This window comes from Rhodopseudomonas sp. BR0M22, from assembly GCF_010907035.1.
Classification (GTDB): domain Bacteria; phylum Pseudomonadota; class Alphaproteobacteria; order Rhizobiales; family Xanthobacteraceae; genus Rhodopseudomonas.
Genome location: NZ_QUMK01000130.1, coordinates 1 through 3,269 on the forward strand (window position 1 = coordinate 1; position 3,269 = coordinate 3,269).

The 3,269-nt window shown below is 67.8% G+C and carries 3 protein-coding genes and 1 pseudogene; 2 read left to right on the plus strand and 2 right to left on the minus strand.

The window, feature by feature from the left end:
- The coding region (locus tag DY468_RS24295) for a PaaI family thioesterase (RefSeq protein WP_164608146.1) at positions 1–569 on the minus strand (569 nt) is incomplete at its 3' end.
- Positions 570–713: 144 nt separating this feature from the next.
- On the opposite strand from DY468_RS24295, the gene DY468_RS24300 reads away from it, so the two are divergent.
- Together DY468_RS24300 and DY468_RS24305 are read left to right on the plus strand one after the other, a co-directional pair.
- Positions 714–1,484: an enoyl-CoA hydratase gene (locus DY468_RS24300; RefSeq protein WP_164608148.1), complete on the plus strand. Its 771-nt coding sequence runs from the start codon at positions 714–716 to the stop codon at positions 1,482–1,484.
- 115 nt (positions 1,485–1,599) lie between these two features.
- Positions 1,600–2,886, plus strand: a complete 1,287-nt coding sequence (locus DY468_RS24305) for an MFS transporter (RefSeq protein WP_164608150.1) — start codon at positions 1,600–1,602, stop codon at positions 2,884–2,886.
- 212 nt (positions 2,887–3,098) lie between these two features.
- Here the strand turns inward: DY468_RS24305 and DY468_RS24310 are convergent.
- A pseudogene (locus DY468_RS24310) lies at positions 3,099–3,269 on the minus strand (methylmalonyl-CoA carboxyltransferase); the annotation flags it as partial.

The following is a 3,269-nucleotide window of genomic DNA, read 5'->3' on the forward strand; positions in this document are numbered from 1 at the left end:
GGGTGCGGATGTGATGCCGCGGCAGGCGCTCCGCCGAGCATCGCAAAAGTTGCAGTGGCGTGCACCGCAAGCTTGCCGGTGCCGTCATAGACGAAGCCCTCGGTGTAGCTCGACTGCCGACCGAGTTTCACCACCCGCCCCTCGGCCACGATCGTGCCGGAGCGCACCGACAGCGGCCGCAGATAGCTGAGCTTCAGGTCCATCGTCACCGAGCCCTGCCCGGCCGGCTGGCGCGTCGAGATCGCACAGCCCATCGCGGTGTCGAGCAACGCAGCTGCAATCGCGCCGTGGAGCAGGCCCGCGGTGTTCTCCAGGCTCTGGTCCGGATCGAGCTGCATCACGATCCGGCCAGAATGCACTTCGGCCATCTTGAAGCCGATCAGCCGCGCGAGCGGCGGCGGCGGCAACCGGCCGTCGCGGATCGCCTGCATCACCTCGAGGCCGGACATCGCCATCGCGGCGCGGGCGACCGGCCCCGGCTCCTGCCAATCGACGGTGCGGCTGCGGCGCTGCGCCGGAGCGAACAAGCCGGCGAGATCGGGCGGTGCGGCAGCATCAATCATCGTCATCAGCGACCTCTCTTTTGGAATTATGATCATAATACAATTAATTCGCGGTCGCGGCAAGCGGAGCGGCCTGATGCAGCTTGACAGTCCCCCGGCGTCGCCGGACATGATGCCGGCCCCGCCCTCGACTTGCTGACGAGACCCACCATGCAGATGCTCAACACCCATTGCGGCGTCGACCGCGATTCCCGCGGCGTCGCACGCCTCACCATCTGCAATGCCGGGAAGCTCAACATCCTGAACACCGCGGTGATCACCGATGTGCGCGATGGGCTGCATCAGCTCGCAAGCGATGAGAGCCTGCGCGTGCTGATCGTCGCCGGCCAGAGCGAGCGCAGCATGATCGGCGGCGCCGATATCAACGAGATGGCGACGCTCGATCAGAGTTCCGCCGAGCGCTTCATCACCGGCCTTGCGGAACTGTGCGAGGCGGTGCGCGCCGTGCCCTATCCGGTGATCGCGCGGATTCCCGGCTGGTGCCTCGGCGGCGGCCTGGAATTCGCCGCCGCCTGTGATTTCCGCGTCGCCACGCACGATGCCAAATTCGGCATGCCCGAGGTGCGAGTCGGAATTCCGTCGGTGATCCACGCCGCCCTGCTACCGCGGCTGATCGGCTGGTCGCGGGCGCGCTTCCTGGTGATGGCCGCCGAGAACATCGACGCCGACACCGCGCTTGCCTGGGGCCTGATCGACAAGATCGCGCCACCGGGCGAGCTCGATGCGGCGGTCGAACATCTGGTCGGCGCACTGCTCGCCGGCGCGCCGCAGGCAATGCGGGCGCAGAAGGCGCTGATGGCGGCGTGGGAAGACATGCCGCTGCCGCAGGCGGTCGCACATTCGGTCAAGGTGTTCGGTCAGTCGTACCTTACCGGCGAACCGCAGGCGCTGATGGCGGATTTCATCAACCGCAAACGCTGAGCTGTTCACGCGATCTTGGGAATCCCCGAGTTGCGTTGCCGCCGGTAATTTATATGATGGCCATCATTTCCATTGAGCCGGCCGCCGCCGGCGCGCTCGCCGACAGGACCGCCGCATGATCTCCGACGCCCTCGCCGCCGCGCTGGCCCGCCGCAACATCCACTACGGCTGGGTGATGGTCGGCGTCACCTTCCTCACCGCTTTGGTCAATGCCGGTGCGGTCGGCGCACCCGGCGTGTTCATCGTGCCGCTGCAGCAGGAATTCGGCTGGAGCACTGCGGACATTTCATCCGCGCTGTCGATCCGCTTCGTGCTGTTCGGGCTGATGGCGCCGTTCGCCGCAGCGCTGATGAACCGGTTCGGCCTGCGTCAGGTGACGCTGACCGCGCTTGTGGTGGTCGTGATCGGGCTGGTCGCGTCGCTGGCGATGACGTCGCTGTGGCAATTGATGCTGCTGTGGGGCGTAGTGGTCGGCGTCGGCACCGGCCTAACCGCGCTGGTGCTCGGCGCCACGGTGGCGACGCGCTGGTTCGTCGCCCGCCGCGGCCTGGTGATCGGTCTGATGACCGCGAGCGTCGCCACCGGACAGCTTGTCTTCCTGCCGCTGCTCGCCGCGCTGACCGAGCGATACGGCTGGCGGATCGCGATGGCTTATGTCTGCGCGCTGATCGGCATCGCCGCAGTCGCGGTGCTGATCGCGATGCGCAACCGGCCGAGCGACGTCGGACTGCGCCCCTATGGCGACACCAGCACCGAGCCGGTGCCGCTGTCGGCCCAGGCTGCGCCGGGATCGATCGCCGCCGCCGCACTCGGCGCGCTGCGCGACGCTGCCAAGACGCGAGTGTTCTGGGTGCTGTTCGGCACATTCTTCATCTGCGGCGCGTCGACCAACGGCCTGGTGCAGGTTCACCTGATCCCGCTGTGCGCCGACTTCAACATCCCGCAGGTGCAGGCCGCGGGGCTGCTCGCCGCGATGGGTGTGTTCGATTTCATCGGCACCATCCTGTCGGGCTGGCTGGCGGACCGCTACGACAATCGCTGGCTGCTGTTCTGGTACTACGGCCTGCGCGGTCTTAGCCTGCTGGCGCTGCCGTTCACCGACTTCTCGTTCTACGGCCTGTCGCTGTTTGCGGTGTTCTACGGCCTCGACTGGGTCGCGACTGTGCCGCCGACGGTGCGGCTGACGGCGCAGAAATTCGGCCCCGAGCGAGCCAATCTGGTGTTCGGCTGGATCTTCGCTGGCCATCAGCTCGGCGCCGCCACCGCCGCGTTCGGCGCCGGCCTGTCGCGCGACCTGCTGGCGAGCTACCTGCCGGCCTTCTTCATCGCCGGCGCCCTGTGCGTGATCGCCGCCGCCGCGGCGCTGACGATCGGCAAGGCGGCCAAGCCGGCGGCGGCGTGAACAGAAGCGCTCCCCGCTCCCTCTCCCCGCCCTTCGCGGGGAGAGGGTTGGGGTGAGGGGCAAGGCACGGCCCTTCAGCGCGTCCAAATTATCAGGAAGACAAGTCATCAGGCCCGAGAGGCTGCGCGTTCGGCAACCTCAGTGCCTGGCCCCTCACCCGACCGGCTGCGCCGGTCGACCTCTCCCCGCGCTGCGGGGAGAGGTTGGAAGGCCTACGGCCGCATCCGCATGCCGGTCGCGACGCCGGGCGTGCGCAGCGGTTCGGCGAGGCGCGCGAATTCGCAGAGCAGCGAACGGGTCTTGCGCGGATCGATGATCTCTTCGACCCAGAACTTCTCGGCCGAACGGAACGGTGAACGCAGCTTGTTCAGCCGCTCCTCGAT

Coding starts and splice junctions, on each gene's coding strand:
- DY468_RS24305 (WP_164608150.1), top strand. CDS start 1,600: ATGATCTCCGACGCCCTCGCCGCCGCGCTGGCCCGCCGCAACATCCAC.
- DY468_RS24300 (WP_164608148.1), top strand. CDS start 714: ATGCAGATGCTCAACACCCATTGCGGCGTCGACCGCGATTCCCGCGGC.